The following is a 20,876-nucleotide window of genomic DNA, read 5'->3' as shown; positions in this document are numbered from 1 at the left end:
GCTATGCAAAATTTTTTACAAGTGCAAGGACTGCGAAAGGCATTCCCGGGTACGGGTGGTGGGGCCGAGCTGGTGGTCTTTGATGATGTCAATTTCACCATTGATCGGGGTGAGTTTGTTTGTATTATCGGACACTCGGGTTGCGGCAAGACAACTATTTTGAATGTGCTCGCAGGACTTGAGGCCCCCACGGATGGCCACTCCTTTATTGATGGTCGTGAAATCAGCGGTCCGAGTCTAGATCGTGGTGTTGTCTTCCAGTCTCATGCATTGATGCCTTGGATGACGGTGCGCGGCAATATCGCATTTGCGGTGCGTTCTAAATGGCCGGATTGGTCAAGAAGCAAAGTCGACAGCCATGTTCAGCAATTTATCGATATGGTACATCTGACAGGCTCCGAAGATAAAAAGCCCTCCCAACTTTCAGGCGGTATGAAGCAAAGAGTCGGTATTGCGCGCGCATTTGCCATTCAACCCAAGATGCTATTGCTTGACGAGCCATTTGGCGCATTGGATGCGTTGACGCGTGGAAACATTCAGGACGAACTTGTCACGATCGTTCGTGGCACCCAACAAACAGTTTTCATGATTACGCACGATGTCGACGAAGCGATTTTGTTATCAGACAAGATTTTCCTGATGAGTAACGGTCCTCGCGCAGTTTTGGCGGAAATCGTGACCAATCCTTTACCTAAGGATCGAACGCGCGCGACGATGCACCACGACCCCAAGTTCTACGAATTACGAAATCACTTGATCGATTTCCTTGTGCACCGTTCCAAGTCTTATGCGAGTACCTCTTCAGTTCAATAATTTTTATTTCAATATCCCGATTCTTTTACCAGGAGAAAAATATGGCTTCCAAAGCAATCGCTAAACCAATGACTCGCGAAGATGTCACTGATCTGATTTATTCGGCCAAAGTGCAGAAAGGGCTGAAGTGGGCGGACGTTGCCAAGAAACTCAAGCTATCCAAAGAGTGGACAACGGCCGCATGCATGGGGCAAATGACTTTAACCAAAGCCCAGGCGCTCGTCATTGGCAAAACCTTCGATCTGCCAGCGGAAGCGGTTGCTTTGCTACAGGTCGTGCCCTACAAAGGTTCTCTGCGTAGTTCAGTGCCTACTGACCCGCTGATCTACCGCTGGTACGAAATCGTCAGTGTCTACGGCACGACGATCAAGGAATTGATCCATGAGGAGTTTGGCGACGGGATTATGAGTGCCATTGACTTTTCAATGGATATTAAACGTGAACCCGATCCCAAAGGCGATCGGGTCAATGTGGTGTTGTCCGGTAAATTTTTACCTTACAAGTCCTATTAAGGCGTCAAAAAACGGTCTAGTCCAGATTAAACTGTAGGCCTTGCTTGTTTAGACAAGCGAAGCGTTTCTTACAGGAACTGGACATGGCGGTTTTACAAGAAGTCGGTCAAGAAATCATGCAATGGTCAGAGCGTCTGGCCCTGCATAGCGAACCAGGCTGGGCTGAAAAAGGCCAGCTCACAGTGACATATCTGACGCCTGCGCATCTGGCGGTTGCCGATGAGCTCAAAGCCTTGATGGGCGAGGCTGGTTTTGACGAGATTTCAATCGATGCAGTGGGTAATGTTGTGGGCATTTACTTTGGCGAGGACCGTGCCTCCCCAATGCTGCTGACAGGTTCTCATTACGACACCGTGCGAAACGGTGGCAAGTATGATGGCCGACTAGGTATTTTGGTCCCAATCGCAGTTGTAAAGTCTCTTTCGAGTCAAAAGCGACGCTTGCCTTATGGTATTGAGGTGGTTGGCTTTTCCGAGGAAGAAGGGCAACGATTTCGTGCGACTTTCTTGGCCGCTGGCGCCCTGACAGGGAGTTTTGATCCAGCGTGGCTGAGTCAGCTCGATGCTGATGGTGTTTCGATGGCAGAGGCGATGCAGGCGGCAGGTTTGCCCGGGACACTCTCAGCGATACAAAATATTCAACGCGACCCTAAAAAGTATCTTGGATTTGTTGAGGTGCATATCGAGCAAGGGCCTGTGTTGTGCGAAAAAGCACTTCCCCTTGGTGTGGTGACCTCGATCAATGCCGGTGTGCGTGCGACTTGTAAAACAATTGGTCTTGCGGGACATGCTGGAACTACACCGATGTCGATGCGTCAGGATGCGATGCTGGCCGCTGCAGAAATCAGTCTGATGGCAGAGCAACGCGCGCGCGCCGACGAGGGCTCGGTTGCGACGGTTGGACAGATTCAAGTGCCGGGTGGCTCCATCAATGTGATCCCCGGAGAGTGTGTTTTCACCCTTGATATGCGTGCGCCAACGGATCCGCAGCGTGATGCCCTGGTCACGGATATCGTCAAGGAGGCCGAGGTCATCTGCGCGCGTAGACAAGTTCAGTTTGAATACACCGAAGTCATGCGCGCGAGCGCTGCACCCTCGAATCCTGAGTGGCAGTCTCGTTGGGAAAGGGCCGTCGCTAAAATAGGTCAGCCGATTTTCAAGCTCAATAGCGGAGCAGGGCACGATGCCATGAAAATGCATACGATCATGCCGCAAGCAATGTTGTTTGTCAGAGGGGGAAATCGTGGGATCAGCCATAATCCACTTGAAATCATCACTGCAGACGATGCAACGCTTGCGGCGAAAGCGTTTGAGGCTCTATTAGAAGAAATTAATTAAATACTATCCAAAGACTATGAAGAATAATCACCACGCAGAACTTTATAACAAGCTTGATCAATGGATCGATGCGCACTTTGATGAACAAGTGAAATTTTTGCAATCTGTTATTCAGGTTCCGACCGACACCCCCCCCGGTAACAATACGCCGCATGCCCTTCATGTCGCCAAACTGATCGAACCCTTTGGCATGAAGGCTGAACAGCACACCGTTCCTGAATCAGTGGTGCGCGAGGCGGGGTTGGAGTCGATTACGAACTTGATCGTTAAAAGGCAATACGCTGAGGGCGGCAAAGTGCTGGCGCTCAATGCGCACGGCGATGTAGTGCCACCTGGTGAAGGTTGGACATATCCGCCCTATGCTGGCGAGATTCATGAGGGCCGGATTTATGGGCGGGCCGCTGCTGTCAGCAAATGTGACTTTTCGACTTATATTTTCGCAGTGCGTGCTCTGGAATCACTTGGTGCGCCTCTCAAGGGGCGGATTGAGCTGCAGTTTACCTACGATGAAGAGTTTGGCGGTGAATTAGGCCCCGGCTGGTTACTTAAAAATAAACTGACCAAACCTGATTTGGCCATTGCAGCTGGTTTTAGTTATCAAATCATCACTGCTCACAATGGCTGTTTGCAGTTTGAGGTGACGGTCAACGGCAAGATGGGGCATGCGGCAGTTCCCACATCGGGCGTGGATGCCTTGCAAGCTGCTGTCAAAATAATGAATGCTCTGTACGGGTTGAACGAAACGTATCAGTCTGTCAAAAGCAAAGTTCCGGGTATTAATCATCCGTATCTCAATATCGGTCTGATTGAAGGTGGAACCAATACGAATGTGATTCCAGGCAAGGTCATTCTCAAAATTGATCGCAGAATGATTCCCGAGGAAGATCCTGCGACGGTAGAGCAAAGTATCCGTGACACGATTGATGCAGTCTGGAAGGTTATTCCCGGCATTACGGTTGAAACTAAACGCATCTTGCTGGCACGAGCGCTCAAACCGTTGCCTGGTAGCACTGAGTTAGTCGAGGCCCTGCAAACACACGCTCACACGCAGTTTGGTGAAAAAGTTCCTGCATGTGGCACACCACTCTACGCGGATGCGCGCCTGTACTGTGAGGCCGGAATTCCTGTCGTCTTATATGGCGCGGGTCCTCGAACGGTAGAGGAAAGTCGTGCCAAACAACCCGATGAACGCCTCGAGCTTGAAGATTTGCGTCGGGCAACAAAAGTGATCGCCCGAACTTGCCTCGATATGATGAGTTCAATCACGCCGTAAAACGATAAAGTAGCTGCGGGTTATCAACCATCAGTTGCTGGAGTATCGCTGGCTCAGGTGCGATCTGAGCCAGTGCGTTAACCAGGACCCCATCATCAGGAATGTGTGTGTGATTGGGGTGAGGCCAGTCGGAACCCCACACGCAACGGTCTGGATAGGTTCTGACCAAGTGACGCGCAAAAGGTATACCTTGCTTATAAGGTGGTTGTGAGTCAATTCGGTCGATTCCACTCACCTTCACCATAAACCCAGGCATTTCCAGAAGCCTGCAAAAAGCCTGAAAGTGCTCGTGTGCCAGTCCGAGAGTTGCATCGACTCTGCCCATGTGATCCATCACGACGGGTACGGCCGACTGTTTGAGTAAAGGCGTGAGTTCCTTTGCATGCATGGCATGCATTTGCAATTGCAGATGCATCCCAAGAGGCTCGAGTCTTCGGGTCAGCGCGATGACTTGTTCCGGTGTGTAATCGATTTTGTAGCCAGGCATAAAGTGAAATCTCAGTCCGCGAAAACCGACCGCGGCTAGTCGTTTCAGCTCTGCGTCACTGAGATCTACGGGTGTGAGGGCCACACCTAAATACCGGCCCTCTGCTGCTCGCATGGCGTCCTCTACAACGCTGTTGTCAAAGCCATGGAGCAGGGTGTTGACGATCACGCAGCGATCAATTCCAAGCTTTTTATGCAAAGCAAATAAAGCTTCCTTCGGGGCGTCAGCGGGGGTAAAGCCACGGTTTTCTGCATAAGGGAACTTGTCGCTTGGGCCAAAGACGTGCACATGCGAGTCCGTGGACCCGGGTGGAAGCTTTAAGGTTGCGGGGCTGGGATGGTCCAAATATGTTTTGATGATTTCAGTCATCTTCTCGTCTCAATGTTGTTTTTCAGAGTTGGTTGATGTTTGAGTACTATTTTGACATGATCGACTGCGAGGTTTTCTGGGTTATTAAGGAATGCAGAGTCTTAAAAAAAATGCTAGACTTTCGCCTCTCAGTTAAAAGTCACTACGATTTTGATTGTTAAAGGCGCATTAGCTCAGCCGGTTAGAGCGACGGAATCATAATCCGCAGGTCCCCTGTTCGAATCAGGGATGCGCCACCAGATTTTTAAAGGCCTCAAAGCGTAATTGCTCTGAGGCCTTTTTATTGTTCAGGGCGAGGCTTCAATAAATCGATTTTTTGCATTTATTTGTGATTGTAGGGGCCCTCATGAGTGATAAAGCCAATCTTTCCTAATCCTGACTGATGTATTCCTGCTAAAAGTTTGGCTAGATCTTCATAGCGTGAATTTTTATCGGCAAATATCAAAACAACAGGTTTGGGATCCCGTCGAGCTTCAAGTCCCAATTTCAAGTGTAGATTCTGAGGTTCGATGATGTCTTGTTCCCAAAAATAGTGTCCATTTGCATTCAAAGAGATTCGGATAGGATCAGTATGATCAGTTAATTTTTGACTCTTGATCGTGGGTAGTTCAATCCCGATATTATGTTGAACGAGCGGTAGTGTGACTAAGAAAATGATCAGCAGCACCAGAATGACGTCGACAAAGGGTGTCATGTTGATTTCACTCATCACTGCCTCAGTGGAATGATCTGTTTGCATGCTTAACGCTCGACTGGGTATGAATGTTTCCCGTCAACTCTGGCACCAGTCACTAGATAGGCATGTAAATCGTAGCTGAAACGATTGAGTGCACTGGCGATTTTCTTGTTTGTTCTTACCAATGCGTTGTAGGCCAATACCGCAGGAATTGCCACAGCAAGTCCAAATGCTGTCATGACTAGAGCCTCGCCAATCGGTCCTGCGACTTGATCTAAGGAGGTGTGTCCCGTGACTCCAATACGGGCCAGTGCATGGTAAATCCCCCATACAGTCCCCAAGAGACCTACAAAAGGCGCTGTTGAGCCGATTGATGCTAAAAAAGTGAGTCCAGACTGCAGCTGAGTCAGACTGCCTTCTGCTGAGTTGGCTAATGCACGTGTCACCCAGTCACTCAAATCCAGTTGATCATGGAGTTGCTTTGAAATTTTGTGAGGATCTAACAATCCTTCTTCCTGCTCCTTCGAACGCTTGAGGTGATGAACGGCCTCGAGGCCATCTTGGGCAAGTTTATAAAAAACACTGTCAGAGCGTCGTCCTAGTGCCTCCAATCCTGACGAAAAAGAAGAGGAATGCCAGAAAAGTTCGACATGTTTGCTCATGGATTTTTGTCGTGTATGAGCAATCACTTTGATCAATATGATTGTCCATGTGAGTACAGACATTGTGATCAGTATGAGCGCCACAAAATTTCCGAAGAAGTCGCCTTGTGACCATAACTCAGCCAAAGAAAATGTTGAATGCATGATTTACTCGAGTACAAAGTTTATAGGAATGTTGACCCACATTTTTTGAGAAACTGTTGTCTGACTCCCCGGGCTGAAGCGCCATTTGAGGACTGTTTCCAGTGCGGCTTGATCAAGACGGGGGTATCCGCTTGATGTATGGATTTTTGATTGTGTAGGTATGCCATGTGCATTGATTTCGACCAACACGATCACTTTTCCTTGTTCTCCACGTCGTCGACTTTGTCTTGGATACTCGGGGGGAGGCTGATGGATGATGCCAGCACGGGTGCTAGGTAAATCATTCGTCTGAGCGCCTGGATTCAAAGTGTGACCGCTTTTTGATGTGATTGCCTTTCGGTGAGCGTGAGTGGAAGGTTTGTTTTGTGTGGATATCGGTGTGGCGTGTTTTGTTGGGGCACGTTCTGACGTAATGACGTCTTCTGAAGCGGTTTTTTGTTCGTCGCTGTTTGGATGGAATTCGAATGATTCCAGATATTTGATTTGTGTCGGCGAAATGTTTGTTTTGATATTTTTTGAACTCATCTGGTGAATGGCCATTAGATGAGCCACCAGCACCGCGAAAACAATCATGGTTTGGTGCGAGCAAATAGAACTTGATCTTGCATTCGATAGAAGCATGGAAAGCGGTGTTCAATAAAACAACGCAATCTATCACGAATGAGAATCATTTTTATTTAAATTGAGCCTTCATGTGTGTTTTATTAACGATTTGTTACACACGTAAATTTGGCAGTCCAAATGCCCCCATTCTTTCAAGCTTAGAAAACTCTGATTCAATCAACTGTTCGACAATGTTGAAATCTGCGGCCTTATCGCGATCACGTCTTTGTGCAAGCACTAAAGTTCTGCTCAGTTGAATGCCGGATATTTGCGTAATTTGAATGCTGCCGCTATTTAAATCATCTTTGAAGACAGAAACAGGCATGATCGTGGAGTGTCCAAACTTGATAACCAGTTCTCGAATTGCATCCACTGAATCAATGATGCCTTCTATTTTCAGACTCAGATTGAGGGTGCGTAATTGTTGGTCAACAATTCCATGGTGCAAGCTAGTCATCAATACTGGTAGTTCGGCAAGTTGTTCAATGCTGAGGGATTGGGGACGCCCTTTTTTGTAAGTGGAGATCAGGGCGAACGGTTCGTTGATCATGGGTCTGAGCGAAAACTTTCGTCCCGGAGGAGGGTTTGTGACGATGGCCATGTCCACAATTCCTCTTTCAAGCCAATCGAGTAAAGCAGGTGTAAAAGCCTCGCGCGCACGCATGGGCAGTGCCCCAGGGAGCTGCAAGCAGCTTTCAAACAGGCCAGGGAGCAGGACGCGTCCGAGAGTGGGGGGGACACCGAGACTGACACTTGCTGCGCCTGCAAGACCATTTCTCAGATTTTGACTGAGACGATCGGCCTCACTCAAAATACGTTGCGAAGCTTCGTATAACGTCACGCCAGCCGCCGTCATGCGTACACCTCTTGGTAAACGGTGCAGCAACTGGGTACCAAAGCTTTCTTCCAGTTCTTTGATTTGGCGGGTGAGGGCAGGCTGAGCAATCGCGATTGCCGCGGCTGCAGCGGTAAAGCTGCCAGCATCCACCACCGCCACAAAATATCTCAGTGCTTTTAAATTATTCATGGACTAAATATATCAAAATGATATGGGAAAGAGGATATTTGATATTGGACTCTGTACGGTCATATTAATAAAATCCAAATTAAATATGATGTTTTTTGATATAAATTGAAATTCAAGTCAAAAATTTAGCTCAACAAAAATGACAATACATAACAATTCAGCATCAGTTTCTTTTGAGGCACTCACTGCATTTATTGCGCGTGCATTCGTTTCTGTCGGCATTCCGGCAGACGATTCTCAAAAGATCGCGCGCTTGATGGCATGTGCAGACCTTCAGGGGTCGGATGGTCATGGCGTGATCCGCCTGCCTCAGTATGTCAAACGAATTTTGGCTGGTGGTATCAACAAACGTCCAAATATCCAGGCCCATTCCACGGCGTCGGCTGTCGCAGTCGTGGACGGAGACAATGGGATGGGTCACCTTGTGGTTTCGCAAGCAGTCGAACTGGCGATCGAAAAAGCACGCACTCAAGGGGTTGCCTGGGTCGGAACCCGGCGAAGCAATCATGCCGGTCCTGCATCTTTGTATGCCACGATGCCAGTCCAGCACGACATGATCGGTCTTTACTTCGCCGTGGGAAATGCCAATCATCTCCCTCCATGGGGTGGTATGGATATGCTTTTATCCACGAATCCGATTGCAGCAGGCATTCCTGCTGGTCAGGAAAATCCAATCGTTCTCGACATGGCCACTACGGTCGCGGCCTATGGAAAGGTCAAGGCCAAGGCTAAAGCAGGACAGATGATGCCTGAGGGCTGGATGATTGATCGACAGGGTAAACCTTTGCTGGATCCTAAGCGTTCCGAGGAGGGTTTTCTTCTTCCTATCGGCGGTTACAAAGGCTATGGATTAGCATTGATTGTCGGTATCTTGGCTGGCACCTTGCAAGGTGCAGCAATGGGTAAGGATGTCATAGACTTCAATAAAGACCATGTCACACCCACCAATACCGGACAGGCGATCCTGGTATTGAATCTTGCAGCCTTTGGAGGCGTTAACGTATTCAAAAATGCGATTGATACATTGATTAGTGATATCAAGGGTTCTCAGCGTTTACCGAACGTTGAACGGATTTGGCTACCAGGCGAGCAGAGCCATGCGAGGCGTTTGGACTATGCCAAGCACGGGATTCCGATCGCCGCAGGTGTTTTAAATGAGCTCGCAGCCTTGTCGCGTGAATTGGGTATTCCTGCTTTGATTGATTGAGATGAATGAACTGGAGAAGACAATGAATATATTTAAAAAAGTGGCCTTCTGGATTCAAGCGATATCCCTCGCGATGGCATCCTGGAGTGTGATGGCTCAGGGTAATTATCCAGACAAACCGATTCGAATGATTATTCCTCTCGCATCGGGCAGCGCCGTTGACAATGCTTTGCGTCTAGTCGCGCAGAACATGGCAACAAGTATGGGACAGCCGATTGTGATTGAAAACGTGCCTGGTTCCTCAGGATTAATCGGAGCTGATCGCCTGTTGAAAATGCCCGCAGATGGATATGCAATCGGTGGCGTCAATGATAGCGTGTTGACAATGGTTCCCCATATCAACCCTAACACCACCTACAACACGCTCAAGGACTTTGCGCCAATATCCTTGATCGGTACGATCGAGTGGGGGGTTGTCGTGAAAACAGACTCTCCATTTAAAACCATAGAGGATTTAATCAAGTTTGCCAAAGCCAATCCAGACAAATTGACCTTCGGTTCCGGCGGAGTGGGCAGCCCTCAGCACATCGCGATGGCGTTGCTCATGCAACGTGCTGGAATCAAACTTGTGCATGTTCCTTACAAAGGTGCGACACAGGCTGCAGTAGGAGCGGCTGCCGGTGAGGTTGATGTTTCTTTTCAAGGGTTAGGCACCGCTGCCTCTTTGATCAATGGCGGCAAGCTTCGCTTGCTTGCACTCTCCACACCTAAACCATTGCCTCAGTTTGCGGGTGTTCCAACGATTGATCAATCTGCATTACCAGGCTTTTTCTTCAATTCCTGGGCTGCGATGGTCGCTCCGGCCAAGACGCCCAAGGCGATTGTGGAAAAACTCTCCGCTGAGGCGAAAAAAGCCATGGACAACGATGATATTCGTGATCGCTTTAACAAACTTGGAATCACGATTCGTGGCACAACACCCGCTGAATTTGAAGCTGCTTTAAAGACCCAGTACGAGTTGTATGGAAAAGTCATCAAAGAAAACGACATCAAGGCGAACTAATATGAATGAAAATCTGAAACACGCTGTTTTACGTCCCGATCAAATCAAGAGTCATGACCGCGGGGGTGGTGCAAGAACGATTCCTCTCGTGACAGCCGCCACGGGCGCCAAAGCTTTTATCAACGGCATCACCGAGTTCGGCCCCGGGGCTGAGATTCCATTTCACAGTCATAACTGCGAAGAAAGCGTGATTCTGTTGGAGGGTGAGGCTTACTTGGACATCGCTGGCGAGGTTCACGAGGTCAAAGCACATGATACGACTTGGATTCCACCGAATGTCTCACACCGGTTCCGCAACAAGTCCAGCACCCAAGGAATGAAAATTCTATGGACGTATGCCTCTCCGATGGCGACGCGAACGCTGACTGAAAGTGGCGAAACCCGATATATCGCTGCCGAGCACAATAAGTGATTAGCCTGTTAAGGCGCACGTCTCGTGACGTGGCGCCTTGCCATTCTTTAAGCCCACTCGGTGTTTAGATCAAACGGATATACGGGCCGCTTGAGTTTTGTATATGGAAAGCGTGTGTGATCAGCCCCGGTTACACCACCTCCGTCACACTCCACGAGTGCTTTGGAGATTGGCACAAAGACCGGTCTGCAATACATCCGCGACTTCAGCAAGATAAACCGATGTTTAGGTGCATCGATCCCGATATGTGAAAAAATCCCCAAATCCCAGTGTTCCTGGGGAGTTTCGGTGATCATGACTTTAGCTTGTGGAAGTTGTAGGCACACGGTTCGACCCATATGTATGCGCTGACCCGTATAGGTTGGACCCGATACGATGTATTGCCCATCCGAAATTCCTGACACAATGCCCGTAAGAGGTCGGGGCGGATTTGTCACACCCAACTGAGTTAACGGTACTTTGTCACCCACTGCAAGTGTGACCTTCGCATTGAGTCCTGCTTTGATGAGTTGATCAACGGCCTGGGGATCGCAAATCGGTCCAACGACGATATCCTCAAGGCCTTGTTTGAGCGCTTCGTGTAGAACATTCATGTCATCACACGTTCCGCCTGACATGCAATTGTCACCATGATCAAGCAACAGGACAGGTCCTTCACCTGGTTGCGCAGCGAGTTCTTTTGCGCGTGCAATCGAGACTTCCAGTGGTTCACTTTTATAAATGAAGTCTTTGCGTTTCGACCAAACGAACTCTGCAATACGCTGAACAACCTCTTCAGCTGCTTGGGGATCATTGTCACTGACTCCTACCACGCTGATACAAGGCGCTTCGATATCAGCAAGGGAGAATCCTGCGAGTACCGAGACCCCAAGCATCCCTTGTGCTTCAGCAGCGCGTGCAAGTTCGACGGCCTCATGCATCGGACCGATATCTGTCCGGCTACACAGCGTGTTGAGTATCAAGGGCAAGCGACGCCAGGCAAGTTTGGGCTTGATTCGACCACTGATCATGTCGACTAATAGTCGTCCAGCATGTGCACCTGTTTCGTACATGTCTACATGAGGGTATGTTTTGAAACTGATGACGATGTCGCTATTTTTGATGAGTTTTTCAGTGATCTTGCCGTGCAAGTCGAGTGCGACTGCGATGGGAGCATGGGGGAGGGCCGCTCGAACGCGCTCGAGCAGATCGCCTTCTCCGTCTGGAGAGTTTTCTGCGACCATCGCTCCATGCAAATCCAAGGCGACGGCATCGCAACCTTTTGCAGCTGCTACGATCGTATCGCAAAGGTGCGTGTACGCTTTTGCACAGACCGTTCCACTTGGGTTGGCGGTTGCAGTACAAGCAACGACCACCTCATGACCTGCTTGTTCCAGCACGTCAATGAATGCTGCAATTCCTGTGCGGGTATTCTTAGACGCCTTATAGGCGTCTATGCCGTATAGCGGTCCATCATCACCGAAAGATTTTAGTGGCGTAGCAATCGGTGAGAATGTGTTGGTTTCGTGATTCAGCCTGGCGACAAGGATTTTCATATTAGCCCAAGATGTTTTTGAGTGATGAGTAAATGAGTCCAAGTCCTGTTGCGAGCAGCAATGCTGTCACGAGCAATTGTGCAACTCTTCGACTCAAGTTGATTGGATGTTTAAGTTGTGTGATGGTGGCAATCGTAATCGCTGGAAAGGCGATCGCTGAAAGAATGATTGCATTCATTGTCAGCTCGCCAGTAAAGAGTGCGATCACCAGTCTGGCAGCAGATGTGAGGCCAAAAATAATGAATAGATAATGCCGGACAAGATCTTTGTCGAGTGGCTGACTGTACAGGTGGTAGACCAGAGGCGGGCCTGGCGTCGCAAACATTCCACCCAGAACACCTGTCAAGAATCCCGCAGTCAAGGTGGATGTTTTGCCAGATGTCTTGCGCGTGTTCGTATTAATCATGAACAGAGCGATTGCCGAGGCAAAAATACAGACACCCAAAATCAATCTCAAGGTATTGATGCCATTATCGGTAAACCAGGACAAAGATATAAAACCGATCACCAGACCAATCATGCTTGTGATGAGCATTGGCTTTAAAAGGGGACCGGTTGTAATACGTGGTGATTTACTGAGATAAACCAAGTTATTCGCAATGGAAAGAATGCATGCAATATTGGCCGCATCCGCAATCGATATGATTTGTAAAGCACCCGTCAAGCCGACCAGGATCAATCCAAAGGCAAAGCCTGTTAAGTTCTGGCAAAAAGCCGCTAAAAGGGCAATCGAAATAAAAGAGACATACTGCAAGACGGACATTTTCTTGAAATTCCTGATGGCTTGATCAAAATGATCAAGTTCAAATATGGAGGTGCAATAAGGACTTTAAACGATTCTTCGAGCATTTCTCGCTGGATTGACATAAGCTCAGGCGAAAAAAATTGTTAGATCGGTGAAATCAGACTTAATTTGGTGATATTTTTAAAAATTGGAAATCACAGGTGAGCTGCTATGAATACTTATAATCACTTCATCAACGGTCAATATGTGGAACCTGTTGGGAAAAAATGGATCGACAGTATTGATCCATACCTGGGGAAGCCCTGGGCCCGCATTCCCCAAGGTTGTAAAAAGGACGTGGATTTAGCGGTGGCCGCAGCGTCTCGCGCCATGCGTGAAGGCCCCTGGGCGTCCATGAATGCGACACAACGTGGCAAGCTGATGCTTCGCTTAGCGGATCTAGTGACACAACATGCCGAACGACTGGCAGAGTTGGAGGTGCGTGACAACGGTAAGCTGATCGCTGAAATGCGTGGTCAGCTTAACTACCATCCAGAGTGGTGGCGATACTACGGTGGATTGGCTGACAAGATCGAGGGTGCTGTGATGCCGATCGACAAGCCTGACACCTTTGCTTTTACGCGTTCAGAACCGATTGGAGTGGTCGGCGCATTGACTGCGTGGAATTCACCATTATTGTTTATTGCCTGGAAATGTGCGGCTGCGATTGCCGCAGGCTGCTCTGTTGTGGTCAAACCATCTGAGTACGCCTCGGTTTCCACACTGGCTTTTGCTGAATTGACTAAAGAGGCTGGATTTCCAGATGGCGTATTCAACGTTGTGACAGGCTATGGTGCAGAGGCGGGTTCTGCTCTGGTTGATCATCCCGATGTTGCCAAAATTACTTTCACTGGCTCTGATGCGACAGGTGCGATGATTTACGCTCAGGCAGCCAAAAGCATGAAACGTGTTGCCCTTGAGTTGGGTGGAAAGTCCCCTAACATTGTTTTCGCGGATTGCGATATCGATAAGGCTGCAGCAGGCGTGATTTCCGGAATTTTTGCGGCGACAGGGCAAACTTGTATTGCCGGTTCAAGATTGTTGGTTCAAAACTCGATCAAAGAAGAGTTCACCAAACGTGTTGCTGAGTTAGGCGCTTCTGCAAGAAAGGGTAATCCGATGTCACCCGATACGAATATCGGCCCTGTGACGACGCCCGTTCAGTACAAAAAAATTCTGGACTACATGGAAATCGCCAAAGCTGAGGGTGCGCGCTGCATCTTGGGCGGAGGACCCGCGAATTCCCCGGACTTACCAGGCGGTCAATTTGTGGAGCCCACGATTTTCACCGATGTGACTGCCGATATGCGTATCGCACGCGAAGAGGTCTTTGGTCCCGTTCTGTCGATTATCGGCTTTGAAGACGAAGCGCAAGCGATTCAATTAGCGAACGATACCATTTACGGCCTAGCAGCGGGAGTATGGACCGAGGATATCGGTCGTGCACTCAGAATGTCCGCCGCTTTGAAAGCAGGGACAGTTTGGGTCAACACCTATCGGGCTATTAGTTACATGATGCCCTTTGGTGGAATGAAGCATTCAGGCATTGGTCGGGAGAGTGGTATCGAATCCATCAAGGGATTTCTGGAAACCAAGAGCACGTGGATTTCTTACGCACAGGGTTCGCCAGCTAATCCTTTCATCATGCGATGAGCTACGTTGATAGAAATCCATTCAAGCATTGATCAATCTAATTATTGAGGAATAAATGAAATGACAGAGCACAAAAAAAACTGGAAACTTGAAACGGTCGCTGTTCATGGCGGTTACAGTCCAGATCCGACAACTCGCGCGGTTGCAGTCCCAATTTACCAAACGGTCGCGTTCGCATTTGACAATACGCAGCACGGTGCTGATCTTTTTGATTTAAAAGTGCCTGGTAATATTTATACGCGGATTATGAATCCGACTCAGGATGTACTTGAGCAGCGTGTTGCTGCGCTTGAGGGGGGGATTGCAGCGCTTGCACTGGCTTCGGGTCAGGCTGCCGTCACGTATGCGATTCAGACCATTGCAGAGGCAGGGGATAATATCGTTTCCTCCAGCACATTGTATGGAGGGACTTACAATTTATTCGCGCATACACTGCCACTGTCCGGCATTACAACGCGCTTTGCAGATCCACGCGATATCGCATCTTTTGAACCATTGATTGATGAAAAGACTAAAGCGATTTTTGCTGAATCTGTAGGTAATCCGCTTGGCAATGTGACAGACATTTCTGCTCTTGCAGAGATTGCTCATCGTCATGGAATTCCTCTAATCATTGACAATACTGTACCTTCTCCGTATTTGCTGCGTCCGATCGAGCATGGTGCTGATGTTGTCGTGCAATCCCTGACGAAGTACTTAGGTGGGCATGGGACAAGTTTGGGCGGCGCAATCATTGACTCGGGCAAGTTTCCCTGGGCTGAGCATAAAACACGATTTAAGCGTTTGAACGAGCCCGATGTGAGTTATCACGGAGTTGTTTATACGGAAGCGTTTGGACCCGCAGCCTATATTGGACGTGCGCGCGTGGTTCCACTTCGTAACACAGGTGCGGCCATCTCACCTTTTAATGCCTTCTTGATCTTGCAAGGCATTGAAACACTAGCATTGCGTGTCGATCGTATTACTGAAAATGCGATGAAAATTGCTCAATTTTTAAAATCCCACAAGAAAGTCGATTGGGTCAGCTATGCTGGCTTGCCTGAACATCCCGATCACGCTTTAGTGAAAAAGTATTTGTCTGGGAAGGCTCCCGGGTTGTTTACTTTTGGTGTGAAGGGTGGTCGTGAAGCGGGTGCTCGATTCCAAGATGAACTTAAGCTTTTTACTCGTCTTGTTAACATCGGCGACTCTAAATCACTTGCAACCCATCCTGCATCGACTACGCACCGTCAACTCAATCCAGAGGAACTTGCACGCGCAGGTGTAAAAGAAGAGACGGTTCGTTTGTCGATCGGAATTGAACATATTGATGACTTGATTGCTGATTTGGAGCAAGCACTCGCAGCCGTCTGATATTTTGAAGTCTGCTCACAGCGAACTTAGATTTTTTATTTGTTCTTGTGCGTATGGTGTTGTCACGCTTTCTAATGACTTCCAGGTGATGGTAACACCGTCATAGGCTCTAACGGCATGTGGGAGAAATCCTGTTAGTTCGATTCCATTTTTGTTTAGGCAATAAGTAAAGGGAGAAGAGGGCTTGAATGTACGAGGATGAAAATCATGAATCATCGTCATGTCAAAGTCTTTTTCTCTTTTTGCAAGTTCAATAAAGTGTGTTTTGGTCTCTGTTTCAAAGATCTTCTGCCATGCTTGTCCTTTAAAAATATCTGACAACCTCAGTGGTTTCTCATTTGAAATTGAATAGAGTCCGCATTCCGTCTCGCTGGTAGGATATGCACCAGTGAAAATCTTGCTCGATACTTGTTTATAAAACCAATCAGGTGCAATTTGTGTCACTCTAGTATCGTAACTTTCAGTCCCTCTGCCATCTGGCAGATCGGCTTGATCTTTGAACTTGAGAAATTCATTTAAGCGATTGCCAGATGGTGTTGCATCATCAACTTGCATGAATTTTCGCTCAATCGTATAAACAGTTTTCTGTTCTTTTGCTATCTGTATATGGTGATCAATCGCTGTGTACGTTTTAAATTCACCGATTTTGTTACCCGTTCTTTCAAGGTCTTTTACTCGCTCTTGAAATGCACTCACAAGACAATTTTTCGCATCGTCCGAAGAAGCGGGCGATGCGTCCATGTCTATAAAACAATATGTTGAAGTAAAGCGAAGCCAGGATCGTTGGCTTTTGACGAGTGCTTGATTCGATTCTAGAGATAGTTTCGAACGAGCCGCTTTGTATTCAAAGGCAAGTTTCTCATCCAGCTGAGAGAGCTGGGTATTCTCACATATTGCTTTTTCCATATTACTTTTGGCTTGTTTGCAGTCAAAACTTGCTGCGACACCTGCCCCTGACCAGAGAGCCATTAAGATCGTTGCAATTCTTATCATGTGAAAATAGTATTGAGCCACAAACGCCTATCATAGCTGCGGTATTCTGTTTCGACTCAATATTGACTCGAAGCGGATTTATACTGAGCTCTTCAGAGCTGAGTCTTTAATTATGCCCCTAGCCAGTTTGGCGACTTTACGTGTGTTGTCCGTGATCCCTCCGATGACGCAACTCAACACGCCTTATCCCTCGACCGCTTATTTAACGGGTTTTTTGCGTTCGCGTGATATTCATGCTGTTCAAGAAGATCTGGCTCTTTCTCTTGTGCTGCGGCTTTTGAGTTCGACAGGTTTAAAGGAAGTTGCACTTAAAGTAGAGTCGATTGCGCCACGAAAGCGTAGCCAATCACTGCAAGCATTTGTTGCACAGCGCAATCGTTACATTAAGACAATTGATGCCGTTATTGCCTTTCTGCAAGGTCGGGATTCAACACTCGCTCATCGTATCGTTTCGAGACAGTATTTGCCTGAAGGCCCTCGATTTTCCTCATTAGATGCCTATGTTGATGATGAAACAGGCGATCCTCTGGGCTGGGCATTTGGCGCGCTTGGCATGCAAGATCGTGCCAAGCATTTGGCCACTTTATATTTGAATGATCTTGCAGATGTTCTAAAAGATGCCATTGATTCTCGTTTTGAGTTTGTTCGCTATGGCGAGTCACTTTCCGCGAGTCAAGCCACGTTTGAACCCTTGGCACTGGCATTGGCTGCACCCAAAACGCTTGTAGATGAATATCTTGAAAAGCTGACTTTAGACGCCATCAACAAGCACGCACCGACTGTCGTATTGCTGTCAGTCCCTTTTCCTGGAACGGTTTATGCAGCGTTCAGGATTGCTCAGACCATTAAGGCCCATTATCCTGAGATAAAAATTATCTTAGGCGGGGGTTTTGTGAACACTGAATTGCGCGAGCTGAAAGAATCCAGAGTGTTCGATTTTGTCGATTTTGTGACGCTTGACGCGGGTGAGCGACCCTTGCTTGCACTTTTCGAATATTTGACTGGTAAACGGTCTCAACAACGTCTTGTGCGAACTTTTTTGCGTGATCCTGAAACTGGTCTTGTCCGTTATATCAATATGGTCGAGCCTGAGGTGCCATTCGAGGAGGTCGGAACTCCGACTTGGGACGGTTTGCCTCTAGCGAGTTATTTGTCTCTACTAGATATGCTCAATCCAATGCATCGTCTTTGGAGTGATGGTCGTTGGAATAAATTGACGGTCGCCCACGGATGTTATTGGAAAAAGTGCAGTTTTTGTGATGTCAGTCTCGACTACATCGGACGGTATGAAACGGCATCTGCGGAAGTACTTGCTGACCGAATCGAGGCCATTGTTCGGGAAACCGGACAGACAGGTTTTCATTTTGTCGACGAGGCTGCTCCTCCTAAAGCCTTGAAATCTCTCGCACTGGAGTTGATCAAGCGTGATTTGAATATTTCCTGGTGGGGCAACATCCGATTTGAAAAGACTTTCACTCCAGAACTATGTCAATTACTCGCGCAAAGTGGTTGTATTGCGGTTTCTGGAGGACTTGAGGTCGCATCTGATCGATTGTTGAGTCTGATGAAAAAAGGGGTCTCTGTTGATCAAGTTGCACGGGTGACCCGAGCATTTAGCGATGCTGGGGTATTGGTACACGCATACCTGATGTATGGTTTTCCCACACAAACCGTTCAGGACACTGTCGATGCACTGGAGTACGTCCGCCAGTTATTTGAAAATGGTTGCATCCAAAGTGGTTTTTTTCACCGCTTTACTTGTACCGTACATTCGCCCGTCGGTCTGAATCCTGATCAGTATGGTGTCACCCTGGAATCTTTACCGCCAGTCAGCTTTGCTAAAAATGATATTGCCTTTAACGATCCGACTAACGTAGATCATGCAGCTCTTGGAGTGGGTTTGCGTAAGGCTATCTATAACTTCATGCACGGAATTGGACTTGAAGAAGACGTTCGGAGCTGGTTCACATTCAAAGTTCCGCGCACGAGCATTTCCCCACACTACATTCAAAAGGCGCTTGATCAACATTGAGGCGCAAAATCACTCATAAAATGATTCAAGGAGAACTGAGATGACAACAAACATGCACGAAGAAGATTTCGACTCGCCCGCAATTCGTGCCTTAAGAGAGGATTTGGCGCTTGCTTTGCGTGCCGCTGCCCATCACGGATTATCTGAAGGGGTCTGTAATCATTTCAGCGTTGAACTTCCGGATGATAGTGGTCGATTTTTATTGAACCCGAGAGGTTTGCTGTGGAGCGAGATACAAGCTGAAGACATCGTGATGATTGACGAACAAGGTGAGATTCTGGCGGGGCGACATCCCGTGGAACCCACTGCGATGTTTATTCATGCTGCAGTTCACCGTATCGCCAAAAAAAAATGCGTCCTGCATACACACATGCCGTATGCCACGGCACTGACACTGACGCGACAGCGCGCGCTTGATACCACCTTGTCGCAAAACGCGATGCGTTTTCATGGGCGTGTCGCAATCGACGCTCATTACAATGGATTGGCGTTGGATACTGGGGAAGGTGAACGTATCGCACGTGCCATGAATGGAGCCGATGTGGTTTTTCTCGGTAACCATGGTGTTGTGGTCTGCGGCGAGCGTGTGGATTATGCCTATGACGATTTATATTTTCTCGAGCGTGCATGCATGATGCAAGTCCTGGCAATGTCCTCCGGGTTGCCGCTTGAGCCTGTTGATGCGAAGCTTGCTCAGCGAGTTGGAGAACAAACTTTAGGTGAGAGACTACAGTCCGAGTTGTTTTTCAAAGCGCTGGGTCGAACCCTTTAGATATATATGTGAGGTAAAGCAAATGTTATCGATGCATGAACTCGATTTTGGCTTGCCTGATGAAATCAATGCCCTACGGATAGCTGTTCGGGAGTTTGCCGAAAATGAAATCGCGCCTCGCGCGGCTCAACTTGACCGCGATGATCAGTTTCCAATGGATCTCTGGCGCAAAATGGGGGATATGGGGCTGCTTGGCGTGACAGCGAGTCCTGAGTATGGCGGCGCTGGAATGGGCTATCTCGCTCATATGGTGGTTATGGAGGAAATCTCGCGGGCATCAGCCTCTGTCGGACTCTCCTATGGTGCCCACTCTAATCTATGCGTGAACCAGATTATGCGTAATGGAACGGATGCTCAACGCGCCCGATTACTTCCCAAGCTGATTTCAGGCGAGCATATTGGAGCGTTAGCGATGAGTGAGCCTGAGGCGGGCTCGGATGTTGTGGGCATGAGGCTGCGTGCAATTGCTGATGGAGCGGGATATCGCCTGAATGGCACGAAAATGTGGATTACCAATGGCCCTGATGCTCAGACTTTAGTGGTCTACGCTAAAACGGATCCTGATAAAAATGCCCGTGGAATCACAGCCTTTCTGATAGACCGCGATATGCCAGGATTTTCAGTTGCCCAACGTCTCGACAAATTGGGGATGAGAGGGTCGCATACGGGCGAGTTAGTATTTGATAATGTCTTTGTTCCTGCAGAAAATATCCTGGGTCAACTCGATGGTGGTGTTCAGGTATTGATGAGCGGTCTGGATTATGAGCGTGCCGTCCTCGCCGCGGGACCGCTTGGGATTATGGGGGCTTGCCTAGATGTCGTGATGCCCTATGTGCATGAGCGTCGACAGTTTGGTCAGGCAATTGGTGAGTTTCAATTGATCCAAGGAAAGCTGGCGGATATGTACACGACATATTCTGCTTGTCGGTCGTATTGTTATGCGGTGGGTCGAACATTAGACTCGCGATCAACAGACTCCACTGATCAGGTGCCCTCAAGATCTCAGCGTGGGATGCGAAAAGATGCTGCGGGTGTGATTTTGTACTGCGCGGAAAAGGCGACCTGGATGGCTGGAGAAGCCATCCAGATCTTGGGTGGTAACGGTTACATCAATGACTATCCGACAGGCCGACTTTGGCGAGATGCCAAGCTTTATGAAATCGGTGCAGGCACCAGTGAAATACGACGAATGCTGATTGGGCGAGAGCTCTTTAATGAGACTATTTAAG

Annotated in this window: 19 protein-coding genes, 1 tRNA gene and 1 pseudogene; 13 read left to right on the top strand and 8 right to left on the bottom strand. The window is 48.3% G+C overall.

From position 1 onward, the window contains the following. The first annotated feature begins 3 nt into the window (after window positions 1-3). From QWY30_RS08310 to QWY30_RS08295, 4 genes and pseudogenes are all read left to right on the top strand, one after another. Window positions 4-813 (top strand): ABC transporter ATP-binding protein, encoded by an 810-nt coding sequence (locus tag QWY30_RS08310; protein WP_290240015.1) that lies wholly within the window; start codon window positions 4-6, stop codon window positions 811-813. Window positions 814-881: 68 nt separating this feature from the next. Next, window positions 882-1,325, top strand: coding sequence for a cyanase (gene cynS, locus QWY30_RS08305; protein WP_290240110.1), 444 nt, complete (start codon window positions 882-884; stop codon window positions 1,323-1,325). A gap of 101 nt (window positions 1,326-1,426) precedes the next feature. After that, a pseudogene (locus QWY30_RS08300) lies at window positions 1,427-2,662 on the top strand (hydantoinase/carbamoylase family amidase); the annotation flags it as partial. A 16-nt stretch (window positions 2,663-2,678) separates the two neighbouring features. Further along, window positions 2,679-3,935 (top strand): ArgE/DapE family deacylase, encoded by a 1,257-nt coding sequence (locus tag QWY30_RS08295; RefSeq protein WP_290240013.1) that lies wholly within the window; start codon window positions 2,679-2,681, stop codon window positions 3,933-3,935. Here QWY30_RS08295 and QWY30_RS08290 read toward each other — a convergent pair. After that, window positions 3,925-4,791 (bottom strand): amidohydrolase family protein, encoded by an 867-nt coding sequence (locus tag QWY30_RS08290; protein ID WP_290240011.1) that lies wholly within the window; start codon window positions 4,789-4,791, stop codon window positions 3,925-3,927. The genes QWY30_RS08295 and QWY30_RS08290 overlap by 11 nt on opposite strands. 162 nt (window positions 4,792-4,953) lie before the next feature. Here QWY30_RS08290 and QWY30_RS08285 point away from each other — a divergent pair. Further along, window positions 4,954-5,030, top strand: a tRNA-Met gene (locus tag QWY30_RS08285). An 83-nt stretch (window positions 5,031-5,113) separates the two neighbouring features. Here QWY30_RS08285 and QWY30_RS08280 read toward each other — a convergent pair. From QWY30_RS08280 to QWY30_RS08265, 4 genes are all read right to left on the bottom strand, one after another. After that, window positions 5,114-5,530, bottom strand: a complete 417-nt coding sequence (locus QWY30_RS08280) for an ExbD/TolR family protein (protein WP_290240008.1) — start codon at window positions 5,528-5,530, stop codon at window positions 5,114-5,116. A gap of 2 nt (window positions 5,531-5,532) precedes the next feature. After that, a complete protein-coding gene (locus QWY30_RS08275) occupies window positions 5,533-6,273 on the bottom strand; it encodes a MotA/TolQ/ExbB proton channel family protein (RefSeq protein ID WP_290240007.1) in 741 nt (246 codons plus the stop codon). 3 nt (window positions 6,274-6,276) lie between these two features. Beyond that, complete coding sequence (locus QWY30_RS08270; protein ID WP_290240006.1) at window positions 6,277-6,846, bottom strand: energy transducer TonB; 570 nt, start codon at window positions 6,844-6,846, stop codon at window positions 6,277-6,279. Window positions 6,847-6,988: 142 nt separating this feature from the next. Continuing rightward, on the bottom strand, window positions 6,989-7,903 hold the full coding sequence (locus QWY30_RS08265) for a LysR family transcriptional regulator (protein WP_290240005.1): 915 nt from the start codon (window positions 7,901-7,903) through the stop codon (window positions 6,989-6,991). A 139-nt stretch (window positions 7,904-8,042) separates the two neighbouring features. Here QWY30_RS08265 and QWY30_RS08260 point away from each other — a divergent pair, with 139 nt between their 5' ends. From QWY30_RS08260 to QWY30_RS08250, 3 genes are read left to right on the top strand one after another with little or no spacing between them, the layout of a single operon-like run. Next, complete coding sequence (locus QWY30_RS08260) at window positions 8,043-9,110, top strand: Ldh family oxidoreductase (RefSeq protein WP_290240004.1); 1,068 nt, start codon at window positions 8,043-8,045, stop codon at window positions 9,108-9,110. 22 nt (window positions 9,111-9,132) lie between these two features. Further along, on the top strand, window positions 9,133-10,113 hold the full coding sequence (locus tag QWY30_RS08255; protein ID WP_290240003.1) for a Bug family tripartite tricarboxylate transporter substrate binding protein: 981 nt from the start codon (window positions 9,133-9,135) through the stop codon (window positions 10,111-10,113). A gap of 1 nt (window position 10,114) precedes the next feature. Continuing rightward, window positions 10,115-10,525, top strand: a complete 411-nt coding sequence (locus tag QWY30_RS08250; protein ID WP_290240002.1) for a cupin domain-containing protein — start codon at window positions 10,115-10,117, stop codon at window positions 10,523-10,525. A 47-nt stretch (window positions 10,526-10,572) separates the two neighbouring features. Here QWY30_RS08250 and QWY30_RS08245 read toward each other — a convergent pair whose 3' ends face one another. Beyond that, window positions 10,573-12,060 (bottom strand): M81 family metallopeptidase, encoded by a 1,488-nt coding sequence (locus QWY30_RS08245; RefSeq protein ID WP_290240001.1) that lies wholly within the window; start codon window positions 12,058-12,060, stop codon window positions 10,573-10,575. 1 nt (window position 12,061) lies between these two features. After that, a complete protein-coding gene (locus QWY30_RS08240) occupies window positions 12,062-12,823 on the bottom strand; it encodes a TSUP family transporter (RefSeq protein WP_290240000.1) in 762 nt (253 codons plus the stop codon). Between the two features lie 192 nt (window positions 12,824-13,015). On the opposite strand from QWY30_RS08240, the gene QWY30_RS08235 reads away from it, so the two are divergent. Both QWY30_RS08235 and QWY30_RS08230 read left to right on the top strand, forming a co-directional pair. After that, window positions 13,016-14,497, top strand: a complete 1,482-nt coding sequence (locus QWY30_RS08235; RefSeq protein WP_290239998.1) for an aldehyde dehydrogenase — start codon at window positions 13,016-13,018, stop codon at window positions 14,495-14,497. 60 nt (window positions 14,498-14,557) lie between these two features. Continuing rightward, entirely contained in the window at window positions 14,558-15,850 is a 1,293-nt protein-coding gene (locus QWY30_RS08230) for an O-acetylhomoserine aminocarboxypropyltransferase/cysteine synthase family protein (RefSeq protein ID WP_290239996.1), read from the top strand. A 15-nt stretch (window positions 15,851-15,865) separates the two neighbouring features. Here the strand turns inward: QWY30_RS08230 and QWY30_RS08225 are convergent, their stop codons facing one another. Beyond that, entirely contained in the window at window positions 15,866-16,864 is a 999-nt protein-coding gene (locus QWY30_RS08225) for a lysozyme inhibitor LprI family protein (protein ID WP_290239994.1), read from the bottom strand. 91 nt (window positions 16,865-16,955) lie between these two features. Here QWY30_RS08225 and QWY30_RS08220 point away from each other — a divergent pair, with 91 nt between their 5' ends. Genes QWY30_RS08220 through QWY30_RS08210 form a run of 3 tightly spaced genes read left to right on the top strand, consistent with a single transcriptional unit; the run spans window position 16,956 to window position 20,875 of the window. Next, window positions 16,956-18,875, top strand: a complete 1,920-nt coding sequence (locus QWY30_RS08220; protein ID WP_290239992.1) for a B12-binding domain-containing radical SAM protein — start codon at window positions 16,956-16,958, stop codon at window positions 18,873-18,875. Between the two features lie 40 nt (window positions 18,876-18,915). Beyond that, complete coding sequence (locus QWY30_RS08215) at window positions 18,916-19,647, top strand: aldolase (protein WP_290239990.1); 732 nt, start codon at window positions 18,916-18,918, stop codon at window positions 19,645-19,647. A 22-nt stretch (window positions 19,648-19,669) separates the two neighbouring features. Then, a complete protein-coding gene (locus tag QWY30_RS08210) occupies window positions 19,670-20,875 on the top strand; it encodes an isovaleryl-CoA dehydrogenase (protein ID WP_290239988.1) in 1,206 nt (401 codons plus the stop codon). Window position 20,876 lies beyond the last annotated feature (1 nt).

The sequence above is a fragment of the Zwartia panacis genome (assembly GCF_030410395.1).
Classification (GTDB): Bacteria; Pseudomonadota; Gammaproteobacteria; order Burkholderiales; family Burkholderiaceae_B; genus Zwartia; species Zwartia panacis.
This window is presented reverse-complemented; position numbering and strand designations above follow the sequence as displayed.